Raw genomic sequence first — 24,840 nt, 5'->3', positions numbered from 1 at the left:
TTTTAAAAGTTAGCAATTTTTCGCTAACTTTTTTTTTGGTTTTTAAAAATTTATTATTAAAATATAAGGAAACAAAATGCAATAGAATTTTTGGCGAATTGATGGAATGTGTTGTCATATTTAAGATTATTTTGTAAGATTATATATGTTTTTAAATAACAATCGTACATAGATATTACTAAAATAAAAAAATGTAAGATTATATGTTATAATTTTTCCTATGTGTAAATTTTAGAAAGTTGGAGGAACTTATGGAAGAAACAATTAGTTTAAAAGAGTTATTTCATATCTTAAAAAAACGTTTAGCAATGATCCTCGTAATCGCATTTGGTGCAGCTATAGTAAGTGCTATCATTAGCTTCTTCTTTATGACACCAATCTATCAATCTTCGACGCAGATTCTTGTTAACCAGAAGAAGCAAGAAGGTGCAGCTATTCAATACAATGAGGTACAAACAAATATTCAATTAACAAATACATACAAGGTTATTATTAAAAGCCCAGTTATTTTGGATCAAGTGAAAGAAAAGCTAGGTTTAAATATAACAGTACAAGAGCTAAACAATAAAATTGAAGTAGCTAATGAGAAAGACTCACAAGTAGTGGCGGTAACTGCGCAAGATAAAGACCCAAAACTAGCTCGTGATATTGCTAATACAACTGCAGAAGTGTTTAAAGGTGAAGTTGCTAAAATTATGAGTGTTGATAACGTAACAGTGTTATCAAAAGCAGAAGTTGCAGAAAATTTATCTCCAATTAAACCACGTCCAATGTTAAATGTAGCAATTGCTTTCGTTATTGGTTTAATGGCTTCAATTGGTCTTGCATTCTTACTAGAATACTTAGATAACACAGTGAAAAAAGAAGAAGATGTAGAAAGCTTACTTGGCTTACCAGTGTTAGGTATTGTCGCTCGTATGGATGAAGAAACATTGAACGTGAAATCACACGCTCCATCATCAAGAAAAGTGAGGGGACAAACAATTGGCTCTTAATTTATTTAAAAAGAAAAAGAATCATCGTCAACGTCGTCAATTAATTGCTCATCAACAACCGAAATCACCAATTTCAGAACAATATCGTAATATTCGAACGAATATTGAATTTGCAGCTGTTGATTTGAATTTACATTCATTAATGGTAACATCTGCGAATCCAAGTGAAGGGAAAACGACAACGACAGCTAATATGGCAGTTGTGTTTGCTCAACAAGGAAAGAAAGTATTATTAATTGATGCTGATATGCGTAAGCCGGCGATGCATCAAATGTTCCAAGTAGATAATATTTTTGGACTAACGAATGTATTAACATATAGTGAACGTTTAGAGAAATGTGTACAAACGACATCTGTAGAAAATCTGAACTTTTTGGCATGTGGCCCAATCCCACCAAATCCAGCAGAATTATTAGGTTCAAAATCAATGAAAGAACTTCTTGGACAAGCATACAGCATGTACGACTTAGTTATTTTTGATATGCCACCTATTTTAGCTGTTACCGATGCGCAAATTATGGCAAATGTATGTGATGCTTCTATTCTTGTTGTTCGTAGTGAATCAACAGAGAAAGAAACAGCAGTAAAAGCAAAGGGATTGTTAGAATCGGCTAAAGGTAAATTGTTAGGTGTTGTTCTAAACGATCGTGAACGTGAAGAAGGCTTATATTATTATTACGGTGCAAACTAATTAAAAGAGTGAGATATGGTTGAAACATATCTCCTTTTTTCCCTTGAATATGAGAAATCTCTCATATTCAAGGGAAAAAAGATTTTTATATGAGAGAGGGAGGATGAAACAAATGATAGATTTACATTGTCACATTTTACCTGGTATCGATGACGGTGCACAGACAGTAACAGATAGTTTAGCAATGGCACAACAAGCCGTTTCAGAAGGAATACATACCATTGTCGCAACGCCACATCATCAAAATGGAAAATATATAAATGAACGTACCTCAATTATTCATGGAGTAAAACAACTGAATGATGAACTACAACAACATAATATCCCGCTTACTATTTTACCGGGGCAAGAGGTCAGATTATATGGTGATTTATTAGAAGACTATGAAACTGGTAAAATTGTTACTTTAAATGAAACAAATAAATATATATTCATTGAATTTCCATCGAATCACGTACCTCGTTATGCTGAACAACTATTATATGAACTGCGCGTTAAGGGAATGATTCCAATTATCGTTCATCCGGAACGTAATGCCGAGTTAATTGAGCGGCCAGATAAGTTATATAACCTTGTAAATAAAGGGACATTAACGCAAGTAACAGCAGGTAGTTTACTTGGGAAGTTTGGCAAAAAAATTAAAAAATTCTCACTACAGCTTGTGGAACATAATTTAACACATATGGTCGCTTCAGATGCACATAACACAACTTCAAGAGGATTTCATTTAGCGGAAAGCTATGAATTAATTGAGAAAGAATTCGGGATGAATGTTATGAGTGATTTGAAAGAAAATCCGTACTTATTAATTAGCGGCAAGGCAATTTATAAAGAAGATCCAGAACAAATTCGTCGCAAAAAATTATTCGGTATTTTTTAAATAAAGAATTGGTGATGTCTCCTAACCGTTATCAACGGGGGCACTCGGTCGTGCTGTGGGTAGAAATTTTATTTCATGCCTACCTTAGACGCTTGTCGTCGGGAGTATGGCGTGAGGATGGGTTAGATGCCCATAATTTATTTGTAATAGAAACTCTACCTATGGAGTTATAAAAATGACTCTATAGGTAGGGTTTTTTGTTATTGTTACATACAAATAAATAGATTTATAGGGGGAGTATAATTGAAAAAAGTAAGAAAAGCAATTATTCCAGCTGCTGGACTGGGGACAAGATTTTTACCAGCAACGAAAGCGATGCCGAAAGAAATGTTACCGATCGTTGATAAACCAACAATTCAATACATAATAGAAGAAGCGATTGAATCAGGAATTGAAGATATTATTATTGTTACTGGAAAAGGTAAACGTGCCATTGAAGATCATTTTGATCATTCATTTGAACTAGAACAAAACCTTTTAGAAAAAGGGAAGTATGAAATGCTTGAAAAAGTACAAGCTTCTTCAAAAATTAACATTCATTACATAAGACAAAAAGAACCGAAGGGTTTAGGGCATGCAGTATGGTGTGCACGTAAATTTATTGGAAATGAACCATTTGCGGTATTACTTGGTGATGATATTGTGCAAGCAGAAACGCCATGTTTGCGTCAATTAATGGATCAATATGAAGGAACACAATCATCTGTTATAGGTGTACAAACAGTACCAGAAAATGAAACGCATCGTTACGGTATTATCGATCCAGTTGAACAAAATGATCGACGTTATCAAGTACGTCAATTTGTAGAGAAGCCAGAGCAAGGAACAGCACCATCAAACTTAGCTATTATGGGTCGTTACGTATTAACACCAGAAATTTTTATGTTTCTAGAGAATCAACAAACAGGTGCAGGCGGCGAAATTCAATTAACAGATGCGATTCAACGATTAAATGAAATTCAGCGTGTGTTTGCTTATGACTTTGAGGGGATTCGTTATGATGTTGGGGAGAAGTTTGGATTTATTAAGACGACAATTGAGATGGCACTTCAACATGAATCCTTAAGGGAAGATTTAATAAGTTATATGAATGAACTTGTAAAAAAAGAAAATGTACATATTTAAAGTGAGGTGAAAAGGCATTGGCCTTAACTAAAGTATCAAGTGGAGTTGTAAAAGAACAAAGAATGCTTGTTGCTGAAGAGATAAATCAGAGTGTGTTTTATTTATTTATGAAGCGTGTAATAGATATATTAGGTTCATTATGCGGTCTTATTTTTCTTTTTCCTGTTTTCCTTGTTATAGCGTTACTTATTAAGTTAGAAGATCCTAAGGGTTCCATTCTTTTTAAGCAGGTTCGTGTTGGGAAAAATGAAAAGGAGTTTGGAATGTATAAATTTCGTTCCATGGTGACAGATGCAGAAGAGCGATTAAAGGATTTATTAGAACATAATGAAGTATCAGGGGCAATGTTTAAAATGAAAGAAGACCCCCGTGTCACGAAAATTGGCAAGTTTATTCGGAAAACGAGTATCGATGAATTACCACAATTATTAAATGTACTAAAAGGTGAAATGAGTTTAGTTGGACCGCGTCCACCGCTTCCAAGAGAGGTAAAAGAATATACTTTGTATGATAAACAGAGATTGCTTGTTACACCAGGTTGTACAGGACTATGGCAAGTTACAGAGAGAAATAGTGTTGGTTTTGCAGAGATGGTGGAATTAGATTTAACTTATATTAAAAAGCGTAATATTAGGTTTGATTGTAAGTTAATATTAAAGACGGTATTAGTTTTAGTTGGTTCAAAAGATGCCTATTGATGAATAGTTCAATTAATAGATCAGATTTAAAAAGTGGTAGTTGGTACACTAACTTGTATTTAAGTATAAAATGTCTGCAAGGGAGATTTTTAATATGAATATAGCGGTAGTAGGGACTGGATACGTAGGTCTAGTGACAGGTGTAGGTTTATCAGAAGTAGGACATAGTGTTACTTGTATTGATATGGATGAAAAAAAAGTGGAGAAAATGCAAGATGGGCAATCACCAATTTATGAGCCTGGTTTAGATGAGTTAATGCTGAAAAACATCGAGGCTGGACGCTTAAATTTTACTACAGACCATCTAACAGCATTTAAGGAAGCTCAAGTCATTTATATAGCGGTAGGTACTCCTGAAAATGAAGATGGAACAGCAAACTTAACTTATGTTAATCAAGTTATAGAACAAATTGCTCAAAATGTAAAACGAGATATTATAGTAGTAACAAAAAGTACAGTACCTGTAGGAACTAATCATTATATTAAAGGTAGATTAAAAGAGTTATTAGTGGAAGGTATTAAAATTGAGGTAGTATCAAATCCAGAGTTCCTTCGAGAAGGATCTGCCGTTTATGATATATTCAACGGTGATCGTATTGTAATTGGTGCTGAATGTGATGAAGCATTAGAAGTAATGCGTAAGGTTAATAAACCTTTTGGTATTCCTATATATGAAACCGATATTTGTAGTGCTGAAATGATTAAATACGCCTCTAATGCATTTTTAGCTACAAAAATTAGTTTTATTAATGAAATTGCTAACGTATGTGAAAAAGTAGGTGCTGATGTAGAGAAGGTAGCCCTTGGAATGGGATTAGATAGCCGTGTTGGTAATCAATTCTTAAAAGCTGGAATTGGTTATGGGGGCTCTTGTTTCCCAAAAGATACAAAGGCACTTAAAAAAATCGCAGAAAATGTAGACTATGATTTTAGCTTGTTAAGTTCGGTTATTCAATTTAACAATAAGCAACAAAGGAAGTTACTTGATCAGGCTATAAAGGATTTTGGGACATTAGAAGGAAAAAAAGTAGGTATATTAGGACTAACTTTTAAGCCTAATACAGATGATATGCGAGAAGCAGCTTCATTAGTTATTATCCCAGAACTTATAGAAATGGGTGCACATGTAAAAGCTTATGATCCAATAGCAATTGATAATGCAAAGAAAATCTTACCTAGTACAATAGAATATGTGAATGAAGTAATAGAAGCGATTAAAGATACAGAAATTGTATTTATTTTAACAGAATGGGATGAAATTAAATCCATACCATTAGAAAAATTTGGAATAGAAATGAAAGATCCAAATATATATGATGGCAGAAATTGTTTTGGAATTGAAGCTGTGAAGAATAGTGATATAAACTATTTTTCAGTAGGAAGAGAAGCTATTAAAAGAAGCAGTGTAAGGGTTTAGTTTAAATTGTAATTTTTAACTAGAGATTTGTAAAAAAGTTAGTAGTAATTATATAAGGTATATGAAGGAGGGGGAATATTGAAAATATGTTTTGCTGCTTCATCAGGGGGACATCTAGAGCAATTAATGATGCTACATCCAATGATGAAAGATCATGATAGTTTTATTTTGACAGAGAAGACAAATTACCAATTTAATTCAAAAGGCATTAAGTCTTATGATGTCATTCAAATTAATAGAAGGGAATTCTCCTTCTTTTTTAAATTTATTATTTTAGTTTTTCAGTCTATATTTATTTTATTGAAAGAGAAACCGGATGTTGTTATCTCTACTGGAGCATTAGCAACAGTGCCCATGTGTTTATTAGCTAAGTTGTTTAAGAAGAAATTAATTTTTATAGAATCCTTCTCTAAAATCACTTCACCGACTATTACAGGTAAATTGATGTATAAGTATGCAGATTTATTCTTAGTGCAATGGGAAGATATGAAACAATTTTATCCAGATGCAACTTATGGAGGCGGAATATATTGATTTTTGTAACAGTAGGTTCCCAAAAATTCCAATTTAATAGATTGTTAGAAGAAGTTGATCGTTTAGTTGAAGAAAAAAAAATAAAACCAGATGAAGTGTTTGCTCAAATTGGTTATTCAACATACGAACCACGTTATTACTCATACAAGAAATTTTTAAATAAAGAAGAATTTTTGGATTTAATGTTTAAAAGTGAAATAGTGATTACTCATGGAGGAACAGGTTCTATTATAAACGGGGTAAAACAAGAAAAGAAAGTAATAGGTGTTCCTCGAACTGTAGAATATGGTGAACATGTAGACAATCACCAATTTGAAATAATTGAGCAATTCACAAATTCAAACTTAATATATGGAATTTCAGATGTTAAAGAACTAGAAAAATCATTAGATGTTGTGAAAGAAATGAATTTCAAAAAATATCAATCTAATACTAGTAATATTATTGATATACTTGAGACGTTTTTAAAAAAGACTCTATGATGCATATAACTAAAAATATATAGAAATAGGTGAGCGAATGAAAGTTATCATGATTGGATCTCACATACGTGTAACAGGTGGGATTACCAGAGTGGTAAAGAACTATATACAAGCGGGCCTTAATGAGAAAACTGATTTAGAATATTTTCCAACTTATTATGGTAGTAATCATTTTGTAAATATAGTTTATTTTATAATTCAATATGTAAAGTTGTTCTTTAAACTTAATATACTAAAAAGGAAATATGATATAGCTCATATTCATATGTCGTATAGAGGAAGTTTTATTCGAAAAAGTAAAATTATAAAGATGTTGCATAAGAATGGTATTCCAATTGTATTACATATGCATGGCTCTCAATTTAAAGATTTTTATAATGAGAGTTCGGATAAAAGAAAGAAAGATATTGTGGATACATTAAACAAGGTAACCGTGATATTAGCTTTAGGAGAGCAGTGGAAAGAATACTATAAATCAATTAGTACAGCGAAAGTGGTTTCTTTAGATAATGCAGTTTTTCCGAAAAACGTCAGCAGCAATTCCCAGGATGCGGTTTATATCACAACAATGGGAGTGCTTTCTCAAAGAAAAGGTACATATGATTTGATTGAGGTAGGCGCTAAATTAAAAGGAAAAATAGATAACAAATATAAATTTGTTTTAGCCGGTGATGGAGAAATCGATAAGGTCAAAAAGAAAATTGCTGAAATGGAATTAGAAGATTTGTTTGTTGTTCCAGGTTGGATATCAGATGAGACTAAGATAGAAGAAATTTATCGAAAAAGTGCCATTTATGTACTACCATCCTATAATGAAGGCATGCCAATGTCTATATTAGAAGCAATGAGTTACGGTTTACCTGTTATATCTACCGATGTTGGTTCTATAGCTTCTGTTGTAGAAGAAGATAATGGATTTGTGATAAAACCGGGAGATGTAAGCACATTGGCTAATAATATTATTTATTTGTTAAATAATAAGTCACATATAGAAAAAATAGGCGAAAATAATGCAGAAAAAATACGTACAAAATATAATGTCTACAACTCATTAGATAAGATGTGTGGTTTGTATGAAGATATTGTAAAAAAAAAATATAAATAAAATTTTGATTAAAGTGAGTTGAAAATGATGCCAGGATTCTTTGGTTTTATTTCAAATAATAAAAGTGTTTTAAATAATGAGCTGGATATGTATGAAATTGTAGATAAAAGCAATGATTTAATACAAGAAGAAATTGAACTTCAGGGTTCTGGAATATATGGGAAAATTTTTAGGAATGCTGTGAATAAGTTTAGTTTCGATAAAGCTTTTTATAGTGATCAGAAGAATCTTATTGCCATTGATGGAGTAGTTTTAAACAAGCATGATTTATGTGAAAAGTATGATGTTAGTGAAAATAAAATATTAAACTTAATTAAAAAGATGTCAATTGAAGATTCTGAAACTTTCTTCCGACAATTCAGGGGGACTTTTGCAGGAGTTTTTTGGGATAAGGAGACGAATAAATTAAACGTATTTACAAATCATATTGGTGATAAGGAAGTTTTTTATTACCTATGTAAGGAAAGCCAAGTTTTCTATTTCTCAACTGATTTTAAATCTCTTATAAAGATGGTTCATGAACAAACAAGTAGACAGTTTAAGATTAATAATAATGCAGCTTATAGTTTAATGGTACATTCTCATGTACTATGTAATGAAACGTTATTTGAAGATGTATATAGGTTAACACCAGGGCACTATATACAATATTCTAATGGTACTATCGAAAAGGAGTGTTATTATGCCATAGATAATACTCCTATTAGTATTTCAAAAGAAGAGGCTTTAGCTAGGCTGGATACTTTGTTTAGAAATGCTGTGAAAAGAGTTTTTGAGAAAGATTTGGAATATGGATATAAACATCTAGTTGCTCTAAGTGGTGGCTTAGATTCTCGAATGACTGCTTGGGTGGGGCATAATATGGGATACACCAATATGTTGAATTACACGTTTTCACAAACTGATTATTTAGACGAGACGGTGCCCAAAGAAATTACTGATACGCTAAAAAGTGAATGGATGTTTAAAGCTTTAGATAATGGTACATATCTTTACAAGTATTTTGATGAATCAGTTAAGATATCCGGTGCTAGAAGCCAGTCATGTACCATTTCTCATACACTTAGTATGCTTAGTAATCTTAATTTAAAAGAATATGGACTTGTTCATACAGGACAACTTGGGGATGTAATAATTGGTACTTTTTATGATCAGGGAAGGAAACAAAATTTCAAACCTGGATCTGGAGCGTATTCTACTAAACTGCTGGATAGGGTTCAATACACTGAAGAGAAAGCTGTACATTTAGAGGATCAAGAGATATTTAAATTTTATAATAGAGGTTTTACAGGAGTAAATATAGGACTAAAACCTATGTTTCTCTATACAGAAACAACATCGCCATTTTTAGATGTAGATTTTCTAGATTTTTGTTTATCTTTACCATTAGAGTATAGAAGCGGACATAAGATTTACATTGAGTGGATAAATAAGTTTTATCCTGAAGCAGCAGATTTCATTTATGAAAAGGTAAAAGGGAAAATTAATCGAAAGACGATTACAGTTCAAGGCATACCAGTTCCATGGACGAGCGTTCCGGCGGCGGCAGTAAAATTAATTAAGAATAAATTAGGCTTAAAGTTAAGTTCAAAAAAACATATGCATCCGATGGATTATTGGTATCAAAATAATAAAAATCTAAGAGATTTTTATGAGGAAAAATATAATGAAAATATTAACTTATTAACTGAAGAAAGCCTAAGAAAAGATTGTAAGTTTTTATTTAGAGAAGGAAATACTCTCGAAAAAGATCAAGTAGTTACATTATTAGGTTTTTTAAAACAAATGGATATTTATATTAAATAGTAATGGTAATTTTGTTGTTAGAAACAGAATAATGTATTTAGAAATAAAGGTGTATTACTGAAGTATATGGTTAACTATTAGATAAGGAATAATGAAAAAGATTTTTCACTTTGAAAATCGTTTATAAAGTAGAATTATTGATTGTTTTTAACAAGGAAACAATATGAGTATAATTTATACGCAATTAAAATAGTTCAAGGAAAATAAAATGGATAGGATATAGTAATGAATAAATTAATTATATACGGTGTGTTTTTATCCTCGTTTTTCTTTATAGTAGGTAATAGATTTAATAACACATATATATACCCTTCTGGTATATTATGCTTTATGTATATTGCATATACTTTGTTAAATTTATTAAAGGTAGGAAGTTTAAGAGTTAATTTACCCAAAAGGGAATTGACTCTGATATTATTTCTAATAACATATATGTTATTTACCTTTTTTATAGGTTTATACATAGGATTAGAAAATAAGTCAATATATAAGGTGTTTTTTGATAATTTATATATATTTACTTTTATACTTATGCTTACTACCTTCTCATGGACGGATGATTTTTCTATGAAATTGTCTAAGATGGTGAGTTATTCATTTATAGCTATGGGATTAATAGGTATTTTTCTATATATAAAAGGAATCTATGGGCTGGGCATCAGATTCAGTTCACCATATTTTACTGTTTTTGACGAAAATACAATGATGCACTATTTTAGTGAGGTTAGATTTCAATCAGTTTTTTCGCAAAAAACGAAATATGCATTTTATTGTTTAACAGGAATGTTTATACTTAAAACTAATTCTCATCTAGATGTAAAAATACGTTGGATAGGGATAATAATATTAGCTATTAACGTTGTTTTGACAAATTCAATAATGTCCCTTGGAGCGATGGTTGTATTAATGGTAACATTTATTGAGTATAAAAAAATTAATAAATATTTTAGATACCTTATTGTTCTTGTTACGATTTTAGGAGCAATTATATGTAGTTTCATAGTATTTAATTATACTGCAGACGTGCGGGATTTAAGTAGCTGGGGATCTAGGAAGTATATTTGGGAAGGTGCATTGGATTTACTAAGACAACATCCTAATGGTGTAATAGATAACTGGTATTTATACAAAATAAATATTTATTTCCAAGGTGCACACAATGTATTTTTAAATGAATTTCTTGATTATGGAATTATAGGAGGAGGATTATTCTTAATAATCTATTGTCTTATTTTCTATAATTTATTTAAGATTAGCAAAGAAACAATTGGATTCTTTTTAGTCACTACAATATTATTTATGGTTGACAATATACTATATTGGGAAATTGTTCCTGTGTTTTGGTTATCTTATTTGATAGTCAAAATTAATTTAACAAATAATCGCCCGCATCAAATATAGGGATTTTAGAAATTTAATCATGATTTTTATACTAAAAGGTAGCAAAAATAATTCATTGCTACCTTTTAGTATAATTAAAAATTTGTAAGGAATTTCAAGAGGTATATAAATATGAAAAAAATGTTACTTATTCCAAAGGGGCAGTATGGATATAATACGGACTATTTAAAAATGGTGAATTATTTATCGAAACATAACGTCCATGTTGATATTTTATGTTTTGATAATAACCGTTTGAGAGTAAATCTCCCGGAAAATGTTAATGTTAAGTACATTAACATTAGTAAAAATAGAATAATAAATTATCTAAAATATAATATAGAGATAATTAAATTCATTTTAAAGAATAGAAAAGAATATAATTGGATTATCGTTAGTGGGACAATAGAATACTGTGGATATATTCCGTTGTTATTGAGAAAATTCACCTCAAAAGCAAATTGGATTATGGATATTCGAACTGGAGCGGTGTTTTCCAGTGAAAAGAAAAGGCATTTTTATGATAATGCTATGAAATGGTCTACGAAGTTCTTTGACCATATAACAGTTATTTCAGATTTATTGGCGAAAAAATTACAGATATCTAAATATACATTATTACCCTTAGGCGCAGATCGTATTGTGGATATTAGGGAGAAAAAAGTGAATACAGAGAAAATAAAATTTCTTTATGTAGGGACTTTTGAAAATAGAAATCTTGAAAATGTTATTAAAGCATATGATATTTTTTGTACAAAAAACGACAATCAAATTCAAACTAGTTTGGATGTAGTTGGTTCTGCATACACGGAAAAGTATCAGCAAAGAGTTATGGAAGCAATAGAGAACGTTAAAAATAAGGGTAATATTCAATATCACGGTAGAAAAAATCATGATGAAATAATAAACCTTTTCAAGGAAGCTGCGGTAGGTTTTTCTTATGTCCCCATTACGGATTATTATGATGTACAACCTCCTACCAAAACATATGAATATATTATTAATGGAATAGTATGTATAGGAACTAATACAAAAGCCAATGCAGAAATTATTAATGATAGGAATGGGATACTGATTAATGAGGACATTAATAGTATTGTTGAAGGAATAGAAAAAGTCTCTAAAGAAATTTGTAAATATGATATTTTACAGTTGTCGCAAACAGTGGAAAATTATGAGTGGGACAAAATAGAGTATCGATTTCATGAGTTTTTAAAAGAAATAGATATAAAATAATAGATTGAAAATAGAAGTTTACGTAGATGTGGTAATCTATTGAATAATTTATTATAGTTTGCATAGGTAGTTTCCGAAAAATAGAAATTAATTCTATAAGGTTGGTTGAAGACAATGAAAAATATATTATTTGTAATCCCTTATTTAGGTGGAGGGGGAGCAGAGAGAGTACTAATAGATTTAATAAATACATTAAATAAAAAAAATATATATAATATAACAATTTTTACAATTGGTAGTGGTATATTAGATGATCAATTAGATAAAGAAATAAGACATGTGAAATTATTTAATGTAGATTTAGCTAACCAAGATATAATATCAAAAATTAAAATAAGATTAATTCTTAAATTTCTTAAGATTTTAAGTCCATCTAAAATGAGAAAGTTTATTAGTATTTTTTTAAAAGAATCATTTGATATTGAAGTAGCTTTTTTAGAAGGATTCCCTATAAAATTTGTGTCACAAAGCTCTGCAATGAAAATAGGTTGGATTCATACAGATTTGAAGAGGTTTAATTATTGTAGAGCGTATTTTAAAAATAAAATTAATGAATTGGATACTTATTCAAGTATGAATAAATTAATTTTTGTTTCGGAAACATCTAAGGTAGGTTACTTGGAGTATTTCGAAGGAATTAGAAATCAAGATAATTTATATGTATTAAAAAATATATTAAATATAGAAAGGATTATGTCTTTATCTAAAGAGGAAATTGAATTTGATTTTAAATATATTTGTAGTGTAGGTAGATTGAGTGAGGAAAAAGGATTCGACCGTTTAATTGAAAGTTATTATAAATTAAAAAAGGAAGGAGAAATTGGAGACCTTAAACTGCTAATCATAGGTAGTGGAAAAGATGAAAATAAGCTAAATGAACTTGTTAGAAAGTTAAAATTAGAAGAATATATTATATTTGTACCATTTAGTAAAAATCCATATAAGTATATTAAAAATAGTGAATTTTTCGTTTCATCTTCTAGGGTGGAGGGCTATCCTACAGTTGTTCTAGAAGCATTGGTACTAAAAAAGATAGTTGTTGCTACGGATACAGGGGCTTCTAGTATTTTGAATAACGGAGAGTTTGGATTAGTAGTTTCAAATAATACAGATGGAATAATAAAAGGAATTAAAGAAGTAATGGATAGGAATTCTGTATATGCTAGGAAGGCGTTGTTGGGAGAAAAGATGGTGTTAAATGAAAATAAGGAGAAATTAGAAAGAATTATAGAAGTAATTAATGGTTATAAAATGTAATATTAGTAAATATAAGTAGGGTGGAAAAAACTTTATAGGGAAAGTCTAATATAAATTTAAAGAAAAAATGAAAAATTAAAAGAAAATTAGATTTTAGAAGTAGTTATGAAGTGTTTATAAGAATATCTCATCTAATACAATGGTTGCTGGGAATTCTGCTAAAGCAATTAGTAAAACAAGTAAATCCATTATTAAACAGAAAAAGGAATGTAAGAAAATCATTTGTTTGATGAAAGTTATACTTTAGGTGGTAATATTACTAACGAAAAAAGAAATGAGAAAAACATTACAAAATGGGATTTTTAAAATGAAAATTAATTTAGTATGTTGGGATTATAGGAGGAAAATTCTTGAAAAAGATTTTATTTGTTATTGGACAACTAGGAGCAGGTGGAGCTGAGAGGGTTCTTATAGATGTTGCAAATAACTTATCAAATAATAAAGAGTATTCCATAACAATTTTTACATTTTGTAAAAATAAACTAGATAATCAGCTCTCCAGAAGGGTGAATCATATTAGTTTATTCAATATAAATGCACAATCGAGAAAAATTAGTGATAGAATTCTAAATCGTATTGTGGTCACTAATTTATTTAGATTACTTGAAAAAATTAGTGCAAATTATATAAGGAAAATTATAGGTACACGTGTGAAAGGAACATATGATATCGAAATAGGATTTGTTGAGGGATTACCAATAAAAATAGTATCTTCTTCAAAATATATCAAATCTTCAAAACGCATTGGCTGGATTCATACAGATTTAAGTAGGCATAATCATGCCGAAAAATTTTTTGAAAGCCATTCAAAGGAAACTGAAACGTATAATAATGTAAACAGTATGGTTTTTGTTTCGGAGCAATCAAAAGATGGATACAAAAACTACTTTAAGGAATATCATAAAAATAGCTTTGTTATTCCAAACTTTATAGATTGTGATCGTATTAGAAAGTTATCTGAAGAGAAATGTGAATTGAATTTTAAATATATTTGTTCTGTGGGACGGTTGGTGAAGGAAAAAGGTTTTGATAGGTTAATTACAGCATACACATTACTCCGTAAAGAAGGGAAATTGAAAGATACAAAGTTGGTAATTATCGGAAGTGGTTATGAAGAGAACAATTTAAAAAATTTAGCTACTGATTTAGGTGTTGTAAATGATGTTGTATTTATTCCCTTTACGGAAAACCCATATAAGTATATTAAAAATAGTGAGTTTTTTATATCTTCATCGAGAGTTGAAGGGTATTCCTTAGTTGTAGCAGAAGCAATTCTTTTAGAGGTTCCAGTGGTGTCAACAAGGACTGGAACGGTTAGCATACTTGGTGAAAGTGAGTATGGTTTGATTGTAGATAACACAACAGAAGGTATTATCGAAGGGGTAAAGCAGTTAACTAGCGATATTCATTCCTTTAAATGTAGGGCAAGTAAAGGAAGTATAGAGGTTGAAACAATTAATCGAGAAAATATGAAAAAAGTAATTTCTTTAATTGAGAACTAAGTGCAGAAAATATTAAACATGAGAGATGTGTCATAAATCATGAGTAGTTTAACCAGAAATACAATTTATAGTTTTATAAATCAAATAGTATTATTAATTATACCTTTTATAACTTTTCCTTATATTTCGAGAGTATTAGGACCAGGAAACTATGGAACTATTAATTATGCAACTAGTATAGTAACTATTTTTGCCGTATTTGCGGGAACAGGATTAATTGGATATGCAACACGTGAAATAGCTATAGTTAGTAATGATAAAGAAAAACTAAGTTTGAAATTTCAAGAATTATTTATTATACAACTAGTATTAACAATTATTATGTTGTGTTTATACGGAGCGTTTTTATTTAATAATACAGAAATGAGAAGTGAATTTCTCATCTTCTTTATTACGGGATTAACAATGTTAACTAATTTATTTACTTTTCAATGGTTTTTTGTGGGTATAGAAAAATTCAAGTATATTACAACACGTGATCTTGTGGTGAAAATTATTTTTGTTCTTTGTGTATTTATATTCATCAAAGAACAAAATGATTACCTATTATATGTTGTATTAAATTTGGGGAGTTTTATGCTGACGGCTTCTTTAAACAGTTGGTATTTATTAAAGTTTATTAAACTGAAAAAAGGAAAAGTATCTTTAAAAAACCACCTAAAACCAGTGCTTTTAGCATTAGTCATTTCGTTTATAAGTACAGTTACATTACAATTAAATTCAGTTCTCTTAGGAACCATTGCTGTAAAGGCAAAATTAGGAGTTTATAATGTGGGTATAAAAATGACAACAATGTTAGTAGCTATTGTTTCAAATGCGTTTGCTGTATTATTACCAAGGCTTAGTTATTTGAATAGTAATGATGACCATAGCTCACAGCAGAAAATCTTAAATAAGAGTGGACATTTTTTAGGCATTGTTTCAATACCAGCATGCATTGGTTTTATTTTATATTCAAATTTAATAATAAAAACTCTCTTTGGGCAGTCTTATTCAGGCGCTATAATAGTATCACAAATTACATCAGTATGTTTAGTAATAATGCCACTGGTAGCAATTTATGCATATTATTTGTATTCTGCTAGCAAAGAACATATATCCATATATGCCATGATAATAGCCTTAGTTATTAATGTTATTGCAAATATTATTTTGACAACAAAGTATTTTGTCGTTGGTGCAGCGATTACATTTGTATTAACAGAGTTCTCTAAGCTAGTGGTTTATTATTTCTTTTTAAGAAGATTGGGTATGAATTCTAGGTTGTTTTCAAAGAATTACTTATCATATTGCTTTATATCTATTATAACAATTGTAGTACCGTATATAATATTTAGCCCTAAAGGGATATTTTCATCTGTATTTACTATAATAGGTAGTGTTATTCTTTATTTTATTTCATTGGGAATACTTAAGGATAAGTATTTTATGGATTGTGTCCAGATTATAAAAAATATGTTGGTACGTAGAGGAAGTAAATAAATTTTGACAATATAAGATTGACTACTTTAATAGATAACTGATAAATTAAGATATGAAATGGATTATAAGAATATAAAGAAGGTATAAAATATGAAAAAGAAAATTATATTTTGGATTCTAGGTATTGTTGGGGTTCTTATCGTTGCAGGTGGTGCATATGCATATAGCGTTTATTCTAATGTGTCTAATACTTTAGATGCGGTGCATAAACCGCTAGAACGTGATAAGTCTGAAAAACGTGATCAAAAAGTAGATGTTGCAGATAAAAAGCCTATTTCTATTTTATTAATGGGAACAGATCAAAGAGAAAGTGAAACATCAAGATCTGATTCATTGATGTTATTTACTTTGAATCCTCAAAAAAAATCAATGAAGATTACAAGTATTCCCCGTGATACTTATACAGAAATCATTGGTAAAGGTAAAAAAGATAAGATTAACCATGCTTATGCTTTTGGTGGTATTGATATGGCTGTAAAAACAACGGAGAATTTTCTTAATGTACCAGTCGATCATTACATTGAAGTGAATATGGCTGGTTTTAAAGATATTGTGGATGCTGTTGGTGGCGTTGATGTAAATAACGATTTAGATTTTACATCAAGGGATACACACTTTGCTAAAGGTGAAATTCATTTAGATGGTGAAAAAGCTTTAAAATATACTCGTATGCGTTATGAAGATCCACGCGGTGACTTCGGTCGTCAAATGCGCCAACGTCAAGTTATTCAAGCTGTAATTAAAAAGGGCGCAAGTGTATCGTCTCTATCAAGCTACGGTGATGTATTAAAAGCAATTGAGAAAAACGTAAAAACAAGTTTAACGCAAGATCAAATGTTTGATATTCAAAAGAATTATAAAGATTGCATGCAGAATAGTGAAGAGATTCAAATCCCAGGTGACGGCCACAAAGCCGCCGATGGTATTTGGTACTATTATGTTCCAGATGCAGCAAAACAAGATTTAACGAATAAATTAAAAGCGCATCTTGAATTAACTAAGTAATATGTAACAACCCAACTCCTTTGGAAGGAGTTGGGTTTATTTTTGCATGGATTTATATTAATATTATATGTTGTGAGATTAATAGATGAGGTGAATCGATGAATAAGAAAGCAGTACTTGTCCTTGTTATTTTTGTATTGTTTGTAGCTTCGATTGTGAGCGGTAAATTGTACTGGAATAAGAAGATTGCGAATGCAACAGGGCAAACGAGTGAAGTAACGAAAACAAAGGCTGAAGTAAAAGATAGCAAGGCAAAGAAAGAAGAGAAAAAGGAAGAGAAAAAACAAGATGCGAAATCATCTTTTAATGAGGCATACGCGAAGAACTTGCCAGATGCAGTGAAAGAGAAATTAAAGAAAGCCGCTGAGGATAAAAAGGCAGTAAACCTTGTTATTGTTGGTGACGAAGCTTCTTCATCTGAAAAAAGTGCTTGGGCAGCTAAGTTAACTGCGAATTTAGAAACTGCTTACGGTAAAGGTTTATGGAATGTGACTGTAAAGGAATATAAGGGTGAAAGCACAGAAGAGTTAATTACGAATAAACGTGATAAAGAGATTGCAAAAGAGAATCCAGATGTGATTTTATTTGAACCACCGTTTATTACTGATAACGGTAAAACTGGTAATGGAAACTCTGTTGTGAATACACAGAAGTTCGTTCAAGCACTTTCTACTAGTGCAAAGGGTGCTACGATTATGATTCAACCATCAAATCCAGTGTATGGTGCGAAGAATTATCCGAAATCGATTGAAGCATTAAAACAATTTGCGACGCAAAATAATTATACATATATTGATCATTGGGGAGCATGGCCGGATGCAACAACAAAGGCTATTTTACCGTACTTACAAGAAGAATTTGGTTTCCCAAGTGCTAAAGGTCATGATGTTTGGGCTCAATATGTAACGAATTATTTCATAGCTAAATAAAATCTGTGAGAAGAAAATCATTTGTTTTAATAAAGGATAAATGATTTTCTTTTTTATTAAGGTTTAATAATATTGGAGGTTTAATTATGGGAATACTTGTAACAGGTGGAGCAGGATATATTGGTAGTCATACATGTGTAGAATTACTAAATAGCGGTTACGAAATTATAGTAGTGGATAATCTTTCGAATAGCTCGGTAGAATCTATAAATCGAGTGAAAGAAATAACAGGAAAACAATTTAAGTTTTATAAAGAAGATATTTTAAATCGCGAAGCGCTTGACGCAATTTTTGAAGAAAATGAAATTGAAGCAGTTATTCACTTTGCAGGATTTAAAGCTGTAGGGGAGTCAGTAGCGATTCCATTAACATATTATCATAACAACATTACAAGCACGTTAGTGCTATGTGAAGTAATGCAGAAACATAATGTAAAGAAGATAATCTTTAGTTCATCTGCAACTGTATATGGTATCCCGGAAACGTCACCGATTACCGAGGAGTTTCCATTAAGCGCAACAAATCCATATGGTCAAACGAAATTAATGATTGAGCAAATTATGCGTGATGTAGCATTTGCAGATGCAGAATGGAGTATCGCATTACTTCGCTATTTCAATCCATTTGGTGCACACGAAAGTGGGCGTATCGGAGAAGATCCAAATGGAATCCCAAATAACTTAATGCCATATGTAACGCAAGTAGCAGTAGGTAAGTTAAAAGAATTAAGCGTATTCGGAAATGACTATCCAACGAAAGATGGAACAGGAGTCCGTGATTACATCCATGTTGTGGACTTAGCAAATGGTCACGTAAAGGCGCTTGAGAGAGTACTGAGTACAACAGGAGTAGATGCTTATAACCTGGGCACAGGCATGGGCTATAGTGTACTAGAGATGGTTGAAGCGTTTGAAAAAGTTTCGGGCAAAAAAGTTCCTTATAAAATTACAGAACGTCGTCCAGGTGATGTGGCAGTATGTTTTGCTGATGCATCGAAAGCAAAGCGTGAATTAGGCTGGGAGGCAAAACGTGGATTAGAAGAAATGTGTGCAGATTCTTGGAGATGGCAATCAAATAATAAAAGTGGCTATATGGATAGTGAAGTATAAAGAGTTTTGAGCTAAATGATTATGGTTTAATCTACTAGAGTTAATGATTCTTAATTTACAAGACTAGATGTATAGAAAGTAGGGGCAAAATGAATTCAATCTTAATCTGTGGCGGAGCTGGCTACATCGGTTCTCACGCTGTGAAAAAATTAGTAGACGAAGGTTTATCGGTAGTAGTGGTAGATAACTTACAAACTGGTCATGAAGATGCAATTACGGAAGGCGCGAAGTTTTATAATGGTGACCTTCGTGATAAATCCTTTTTAAGGGATGTTTTTAAACAAGAAAATATTGAGGCGGTTATGCATTTTGCAGCTGATTCTTTAGTTGGAGTTAGTATGGAAAAGCCCCTTCAATATTATAATAACAATGTGTATGGTGCACTTTGTTTATTAGAGGTAATGGATGAGTTTAAGGTAGATAAGTTCATTTTCTCTTCTACTGCGGCAACGTACGGTGAGGTAGATGTTGATCTTATTACTGAAGAAACTATGACGAATCCAACGAATACGTATGGAGAGACGAAGTTAGCAATTGAGAAGATGCTTCATTGGTATAGCCAAGCTTCTAATTTACGTTATAAGATTTTCAGATACTTTAACGTGGCTGGTGCGACTCCAAATGGTATTATTGGGGAAGATCATCGCCCAGAAACACATTTAATTCCTCTTGTGTTGCAAGTGGCTTTAGGTCAACGTGAGAAGATTATGATGTTTGGTGATGATTATAATACACCAGATGGTACTTGTATCCGTGATTATATTCATGTTGAAGATTTAGTAGCGGCTCATTTCTTAGGGCTTAAAGACTTGCAGAACGGCGGAGAGAGTGATTTCTATAACTTAGGAAATGGTAATGGTTTCAGTGTAAAAGAAATTGTTGATGCAGTTCGTGAGGTTACAAATCATGAAATTTCTGCTGAGGTAGCACCGCGCCGTGCGGGCGATCCAGCACGTTTAGTTGCTTCTTCTAAGAAAGCGAAAGAGAAGCTAGGATGGGATCCTAAGTATGTAAATGTGAAAACAATTATTGAGCATGCGTGGAATTGGCATCAAAAGCAACCGAATGGATATGCTAAATAAATATAATAAGTGAAAGAGAGGGTATCGTCGACAAAATATGTTCGACAATCCCCTCTCTTTTTTTGTACGATTTTTGCTATACTAAACTGTACTATAATACATGATGGAAGGAGGAGAATGATGAAAATACTTGTGGTTGATGATGAATCGAGTATTCGTAATTTGATTCGGATGCAGTTGGAGATGGAAGGTTATGAAGTGTTGGCAGCGGCTGATGGGAGAGAAGCTTTAGAGCGATGGAATGAAGGGCCGGATGTATTAATTTTGGATGTTATGCTTCCGGATACGGATGGGTATGAGTTGCTTCGTTTGTTCCGTGAGAGGGATAGGGATATTCCGGTGCTTATGTTAACGGCAAAGAGTCAGATGAATGATAAGTTGCTTGGCTTGCAGCTTGGTGCTGATGATTATGTGACGAAGCCGTTTAATTATGCGGAGCTTATTCTTCGGGTTAAGAATATGGCGCGGCGTGTAAAGAAGACGGAGGCGGCTGTAAGTCATGAAGTAATTGAGGCTGGAGAGATCGTGATTTGTCCTAAGGAAAGAAAGGTACATGTGAGTGGACAAGAGATTCAGTTAACGTACCGAGAGTTTAATTTATGTCAGTTGTTTGTTTCAAATCCGCAGCGTGTGTTTATGAGGGATGAGTTGCTTGAGAAAGTATGGGGATTTGAGTATATCGGAAATACGAGAGCAGTTGATATTATGGTGCAGAGACTTCGCAAGAAGCTTGGGACGAGCGGAGAATATATTAAGACAATTTATGGCGTTGGCTATAAACTGGATTGTTAAGTGGTGATGGTATGTCTTTAAAGCGAAATATGGTGTTTGGAATAGTTGGGCTGTTAATTCCGATTTTTGTTCTTTTATATGCAGTTGTTTATATTACGTTAGAAAAGAATATGTATCATAACGCAGCAGATTCTTTAGAAAAGTTAAGTGTAGAAGCACAAATTTATACGATGAATTATTTAGAGAAGGAAGCAGAAGTGGATACGCTTGGTCCGAATTCACTTTTAATTGCGTCGTATTTAGCGAAGCGTATGGATGTCCGTGTGCAGATGATCGGGAAGAATGGCGATGTTGTTGCAGATACACAAAAAGGAGCATTGCTTCACCGTAACATCGACATTGAGAGTTCTTTGAAGGGGAAGAAGTCTTATGTTTTTGAGGAGGCGGATCCCGCTCCCATTCTTTTGTTTTCAAGCCCGGTTTATTATGGAAACGATGTCATTGGAAGTATTCGTTTTATAAATGAGTTAACGGGTGAGAAGGAAGTTTTAACAAATGTGAGCTGGACGTTCTTAATGACGTCTCTTTGCCTAGTAGCTACCGGTATTTTCTTTGCGATTCGTTTGGCGAAGTCTCTTCATAAACCGATTGATCAGTTGAGACAAATGGCACAGAGGCTCGCGAATGGTGATTATAAGAGTAAGATTGAGTTAAATGAGTACGTGGAAATCGCTCAGCTTTCAGCATCTTTTAATGCGATGGCCGATGGAATTGAGCTGCATATTAAGCAATTGCAGGAGGAGAAAGAGAAGCAGAAAGATTTCCTAGACCGCATTACGCATGAGCTAAAAACACCGCTAACGGCGATTATTGGTTATGTTGATTTAATTCCAAAGTTACAATCGAAAGAAGATGTACAGGAAAGTCTTCGTTATGTGGCGGTGGAAAGTGAGCGTTTATTATCACTTGTAGAGGAACTGCTTAAGTCCTCGAAATATGGGAAGAGTACGTTTAAAGTGTCACCTACAGTTGTGAATATAAAGGAATTGGCAGAAGAAGCAGTTTCAATTGTGAAACCTCGTCTAAATCAGTTTGAAATTGAAGTGATAAATGAGTTAACGGATGTACATGTTGTTGCGGATTTTGATAAGACGAAGCAAATTTTCTTAAATGTGCTTGATAATGCAATTAAGTATAGTGATGCTTCGCACATTCGTATGAATGTAATTGTAAATGAGCATGAGGCGAAGGTTTTTGTTCATGATGATGGGATCGGTATAGATGAAGTGGTGCTTGCAGAGTGGAATGAGTCTCCGAAAGGAAAGGCACTTCCTTCTAGTTACGGGAATGGTTATGGTTTGTATATTTGTCAGGAGATTATGAATAAGCAGGGCGGAAGCATGCGGATTGAGAGTAGTGAAGAAATAGGTACTACAATATTCATTACATTTTTGCTTCCGAGAAGGATGGAAGACATAAAAAACTTGAAAGCGGTTAAATGATACATTTATGAAACAATTATGCGGTATTTTCGAAACAACGTTTTTTTATCTTGGAGGTAGGCAGAAATGAAAAGGCTATCATTTCAAATTCTTATGTTTGTCATTTGTATGATTGTTTCTCTTGTTTTGTTTTATGTTATGGAGAAGCAAATCTATAATCGAATCAACATTGTAAATGATAAACAAGCCGTTTTACAAAGGGTGAATGAATCTCTTCCAATTGAAGTGAAAGTAAGACATGAAAAGTGGGGAGAAATCGTTGTAACGGATGAAGTTCGTTTGCATACGATTGTTTCATTCTTTGACCGAATTCGAATAGAGCCAGGGGACGTTAAGAGCCAAGAACAAGTATTTACTGGAGAAGTAACGTACTTGAATGGACATAAGCGTACTTTTGCAGTAGGTGACTTGTTCCAGTATGGGGAAAATGTATACGGAAAGAATGGCATGGATCCGATGATTTCAGCACTTCAAACGTATTTATTAAGCCTGTATTACACGCCAGAGCGTATTAGTGATTTCTTTGCTTCAGCAAAGGATGTCGTAGTACGTCAAGGCGATGTGGTACGTACTATCAATCTTACGCACATACTTGATTCTATTCGATACGCAAAGCAAATTACAGATTACGGAGAAATTCAGAAGTTATTACAATCGCAGAATGAACCGATTGCTTATATTACAGCTTATAAAACAGGTAAGCGTGTAAAGAATGATCGTGAAGATATTCTTACGATTTCTGTGTATCCATCGTACTTTGTTGTGCAATATCTCGGTGATAATAACGGGAATGTCATGTATATGAAAGGCTCTCTAGCAGAGTTATTCGTAAAGGAGAATGCGTCATGAGAAAGATAGCCTTTTTCTTCTTTTTGCTAGTAATTGGAGGAGCGATGTCTAGTTGCTCTCGAGATACAACCTCTATTAAATATAGTAAAAATGGTCTCCCTATTTTGGATGATCGTCATATTGTTGCGTATGTGGCGGCTCGTGAGGAAGTTGGTGAAGCGTTACTTTCATCATTTTGTAAGCCGCGAGGATGTACGTATGAATTTATTCGTCTTTCAACAGAAGAACTTCTTCGTAGAGTGGAAGAAGAAGCTGGAAATCCGAAGGCGGATATTATTATTGGCGGTACAGTAGATGCGCATCAAATGATGAAGCAAAAAAATCTTTCTATTCCTGTGATAAGCCAACATGCAAATCGTATTTCAAAAACTGTTAAAGATAAAGATGGTTATTGGTATGGTTATGAAGTGGAGAAGCTGGCAATTGCGATTAATAAAGAGCGGTGGAACGAGGAAATAGCGCCGCTCGGTCTCTCGTATCCGTTAAGATGGAAAGATTTATTGAATCCAGTATATAAGGGGAAGATTGTCATGCCCGATCCAAATGTTTCAGGTACAGCATATACGTTTTTCCAATCACTTATTGATACGTTAGGTGAAGAGGAAGCGAAGGAATATGTGAAGAATCTGGCAGAACAAGTTGGAGAAGTAACAGTGAATGGTTACATCCCAGCAGAACTTGTTGCGAGCGGTGAATATATGATAGGCATCAACTTTATGGGAGATCAGAGAATGCTTCAAAAACAAGGCTTTCCGATTTTAAGTAACGAACCTGAGCAAACAGGGTTATCCGTTAATGCGATTTCTAAACTAAAACGTGCACCGAGTGGTATTATTGCGGATTTATTTATTGATTATTGTTTATCAGAAGAAGCGGGGCATATTTTAGAAAAAGTGTCGTTTGGCGTACCAACGATGTTTGCGAAGAATGAGAAAGAAATAGAAGGACAGCCGGTTAGAAGGACGAACCAAAATATATCAAATAGCGGAATAATCGAGATATGGAATAGACAGCGTCTCTCTCTGAAGTGAGAAAAGGAGAC

23 protein-coding genes are annotated in these 24,840 nt (G+C 32.4%); all 23 read left to right on the top strand.

Going from position 1 to position 24,840, the window contains the following annotated elements; translation table 11 throughout:
• The first annotated feature begins 251 nt into the window (after positions 1-251).
• Complete coding sequence (locus tag MHB52_RS27065; RefSeq protein WP_016111010.1) at positions 252-995, top strand: YveK family protein; 744 nt, start codon at positions 252-254, stop codon at positions 993-995.
• Positions 985-1,686, top strand: a complete 702-nt coding sequence (locus tag MHB52_RS27060; RefSeq protein ID WP_017656719.1) for a CpsD/CapB family tyrosine-protein kinase — start codon at positions 985-987, stop codon at positions 1,684-1,686. The genes MHB52_RS27065 and MHB52_RS27060 overlap by 11 nt, the downstream gene beginning before the upstream one ends.
• A gap of 112 nt (positions 1,687-1,798) precedes the next feature.
• Complete coding sequence (locus tag MHB52_RS27055) at positions 1,799-2,566, top strand: tyrosine-protein phosphatase (protein WP_017656718.1); 768 nt, start codon at positions 1,799-1,801, stop codon at positions 2,564-2,566.
• Positions 2,567-2,809: 243 nt separating this feature from the next.
• Entirely contained in the window at positions 2,810-3,691 is an 882-nt protein-coding gene (gene bpsC / locus MHB52_RS27050) for a UTP--glucose-1-phosphate uridylyltransferase BpsC (RefSeq protein WP_048538356.1), read from the top strand.
• Positions 3,692-3,708: 17 nt separating this feature from the next.
• Positions 3,709-4,389: a sugar transferase gene (locus MHB52_RS27045; RefSeq protein WP_017656716.1), complete on the top strand. Its 681-nt coding sequence runs from the start codon at positions 3,709-3,711 to the stop codon at positions 4,387-4,389.
• 94 nt (positions 4,390-4,483) lie between these two features.
• Positions 4,484-5,806, top strand: a complete 1,323-nt coding sequence (locus MHB52_RS27040; RefSeq protein ID WP_001017619.1) for a UDP-glucose dehydrogenase family protein — start codon at positions 4,484-4,486, stop codon at positions 5,804-5,806.
• 78 nt (positions 5,807-5,884) lie between these two features.
• Positions 5,885-6,340 (top strand): PssD/Cps14F family polysaccharide biosynthesis glycosyltransferase, encoded by a 456-nt coding sequence (pssD, locus tag MHB52_RS27035; RefSeq protein ID WP_000686464.1) that lies wholly within the window; start codon positions 5,885-5,887, stop codon positions 6,338-6,340.
• Positions 6,337-6,822, top strand: coding sequence for a PssE/Cps14G family polysaccharide biosynthesis glycosyltransferase (pssE, locus tag MHB52_RS27030; RefSeq protein WP_000578429.1), 486 nt, complete (start codon positions 6,337-6,339; stop codon positions 6,820-6,822). The genes pssD and pssE overlap by 4 nt, the downstream gene beginning before the upstream one ends.
• A gap of 37 nt (positions 6,823-6,859) precedes the next feature.
• A complete protein-coding gene (locus tag MHB52_RS27025) occupies positions 6,860-7,927 on the top strand; it encodes a glycosyltransferase family 4 protein (protein WP_061664353.1) in 1,068 nt (355 codons plus the stop codon).
• 24 nt (positions 7,928-7,951) lie between these two features.
• The gene (locus MHB52_RS27020) at positions 7,952-9,733 is read left to right on the top strand and encodes a hypothetical protein (protein ID WP_061664352.1); all 1,782 of its coding nucleotides are present in this window, start codon (positions 7,952-7,954) and stop codon (positions 9,731-9,733) included.
• 225 nt (positions 9,734-9,958) lie between these two features.
• A complete protein-coding gene (locus MHB52_RS27015; RefSeq protein WP_080451685.1) occupies positions 9,959-11,134 on the top strand; it encodes an O-antigen ligase family protein in 1,176 nt (391 codons plus the stop codon).
• A gap of 111 nt (positions 11,135-11,245) precedes the next feature.
• Positions 11,246-12,349, top strand: a complete 1,104-nt coding sequence (locus tag MHB52_RS27010; protein ID WP_048538361.1) for a glycosyltransferase — start codon at positions 11,246-11,248, stop codon at positions 12,347-12,349.
• 114 nt (positions 12,350-12,463) lie between these two features.
• The gene (locus tag MHB52_RS27005; RefSeq protein WP_063264076.1) at positions 12,464-13,606 is read left to right on the top strand and encodes a glycosyltransferase; all 1,143 of its coding nucleotides are present in this window, start codon (positions 12,464-12,466) and stop codon (positions 13,604-13,606) included.
• A gap of 350 nt (positions 13,607-13,956) precedes the next feature.
• Positions 13,957-15,108: a glycosyltransferase gene (locus MHB52_RS27000; RefSeq protein WP_061663322.1), complete on the top strand. Its 1,152-nt coding sequence runs from the start codon at positions 13,957-13,959 to the stop codon at positions 15,106-15,108.
• Positions 15,109-15,147: 39 nt separating this feature from the next.
• Positions 15,148-16,590 carry a flippase gene (locus tag MHB52_RS26995; RefSeq protein WP_061663321.1) on the top strand — a complete coding sequence of 481 codons (1,443 nt, stop codon included), beginning with the start codon at positions 15,148-15,150 and terminating at the stop codon, positions 16,588-16,590.
• Between the two features lie 90 nt (positions 16,591-16,680).
• Positions 16,681-17,595, top strand: coding sequence for a polyisoprenyl-teichoic acid--peptidoglycan teichoic acid transferase TagU (gene tagU, locus MHB52_RS26990; protein WP_000726823.1), 915 nt, complete (start codon positions 16,681-16,683; stop codon positions 17,593-17,595).
• Positions 17,596-17,693: 98 nt separating this feature from the next.
• Positions 17,694-18,524 carry an SGNH/GDSL hydrolase family protein gene (locus MHB52_RS26985; protein WP_048538365.1) on the top strand — a complete coding sequence of 277 codons (831 nt, stop codon included), beginning with the start codon at positions 17,694-17,696 and terminating at the stop codon, positions 18,522-18,524.
• Positions 18,525-18,610: 86 nt separating this feature from the next.
• Positions 18,611-19,633 carry a UDP-glucose 4-epimerase GalE gene (gene galE / locus MHB52_RS26980; protein ID WP_193533292.1) on the top strand — a complete coding sequence of 341 codons (1,023 nt, stop codon included), beginning with the start codon at positions 18,611-18,613 and terminating at the stop codon, positions 19,631-19,633.
• A gap of 89 nt (positions 19,634-19,722) precedes the next feature.
• On the top strand, positions 19,723-20,715 hold the full coding sequence (galE, locus tag MHB52_RS26975; protein ID WP_061663011.1) for a UDP-glucose 4-epimerase GalE: 993 nt from the start codon (positions 19,723-19,725) through the stop codon (positions 20,713-20,715).
• 120 nt (positions 20,716-20,835) lie between these two features.
• Entirely contained in the window at positions 20,836-21,507 is a 672-nt protein-coding gene (locus MHB52_RS26970; protein ID WP_000699553.1) for a response regulator transcription factor, read from the top strand.
• Positions 21,508-21,518: 11 nt separating this feature from the next.
• Entirely contained in the window at positions 21,519-22,949 is a 1,431-nt protein-coding gene (locus MHB52_RS26965; protein ID WP_061663009.1) for a HAMP domain-containing sensor histidine kinase, read from the top strand.
• 66 nt (positions 22,950-23,015) lie between these two features.
• Positions 23,016-23,798 carry a DUF3919 family protein gene (locus MHB52_RS26960; RefSeq protein WP_000826624.1) on the top strand — a complete coding sequence of 261 codons (783 nt, stop codon included), beginning with the start codon at positions 23,016-23,018 and terminating at the stop codon, positions 23,796-23,798.
• Positions 23,795-24,829, top strand: a complete 1,035-nt coding sequence (locus MHB52_RS26955) for an ABC transporter substrate-binding protein (protein ID WP_001225641.1) — start codon at positions 23,795-23,797, stop codon at positions 24,827-24,829. Before MHB52_RS26960 ends, MHB52_RS26955 begins: the two co-directional genes overlap by 4 nt.
• Positions 24,830-24,840: the final 11 nt, after the last annotated feature.

The sequence above is a fragment of the Bacillus sp. FSL K6-0073 genome, assembly GCF_038006085.1.
Taxonomy (GTDB): Bacteria; Bacillota; Bacilli; order Bacillales; family Bacillaceae_G; genus Bacillus_A; species Bacillus_A cereus.
Note: the sequence above shows the minus strand (reverse complement) of the source record. Positions and strands in the feature narration are given on the sequence as shown.